This window comes from Succinatimonas hippei YIT 12066, assembly GCF_000188195.1.
In the GTDB taxonomy this organism is placed as follows: domain Bacteria; phylum Pseudomonadota; class Gammaproteobacteria; order Enterobacterales; family Succinivibrionaceae; genus Succinatimonas; species Succinatimonas hippei.
Map to the genome: position 1 here is coordinate 1 of NZ_GL830959.1, position 873 is coordinate 873.

At 42.2% G+C, this 873-nt stretch carries 1 protein-coding gene; it reads right to left on the reverse strand.

Going from position 1 to position 873, the window contains the following annotated elements:
- On the reverse strand, positions 1 to 814 hold an 814-nt coding region (locus HMPREF9444_RS02145; RefSeq protein ID WP_040909096.1), incomplete at its 3' end, for a hypothetical protein.
- Positions 815 to 873: the final 59 nt, after the last annotated feature.

Below are 873 nucleotides of genomic sequence, written 5' to 3' on the forward strand. Positions count from 1 at the left end.
TAAGAAAGCAGGAGGTGATTTTCCCCGTCATATTGCATTTGCCGCGCAGCATAAAATAAGAGCCGGCTTTATGCATGAGTTCAAGTAAAGCATAGCTGACATAACCGGCGTCCATGATTTTAAGTGCCGGATGATTTTTATCTACCGGAACAAAAGCTCTTTCATCAGTGGTACCCGCAGTAAAAGTTACAGCTTTAAACATACCGCTTACTAAAGAAAATATCGTCTGCATACCGATTTGAGCATTCTTGTGCTCCTTTCTTACGGCATTACCTTGCTCGTCATAGGTATCAAGCTGTTCATCTCCTTTGGCGGCGGTACGGCATCCCGGAAAAATATCCGCGAGTTTGTCATTTACATGCCAATAAGAGCCGTCAATTGCTTCGATATCATCAATATTCAATCCGTGTTGTTTTAATATCTCCAACAACGATGCTCCGTGCTTTTGCCGGACAAATTTTGTACTGATTAAATTCGCGTATTGTTTGAGTACTATTCCCATCAGGCGCACAACCGACTGCTTTTTGATTTTATTGTGAAACGGTTTTAACTCCATACTCTGCCCTGAAAGGGCGGCATAGCGGGCACAAATTGAAGTTATGGTGAACTTGGCTTGCGAGCCTGCTTGCACAATGATTGCCGTAATAAAACTGACGGGATTGAAACGGCACCTTCTCTGCTTAAGCCCGACTTTTCTTGCCATACGACCGACGAAAGATGCTGAAGAGGTAGAAGAAAAATATTCTTTGAGAGCGCGATCGTTAATTTGAGCCTTGCGGTTACGGTCATTTCGGATAGATAATAGATGTGGCATAGAAACTCCTAAATTTGATTTTGACCAACTTAATTTTAGAGATTTCTATGCCTTCTTTT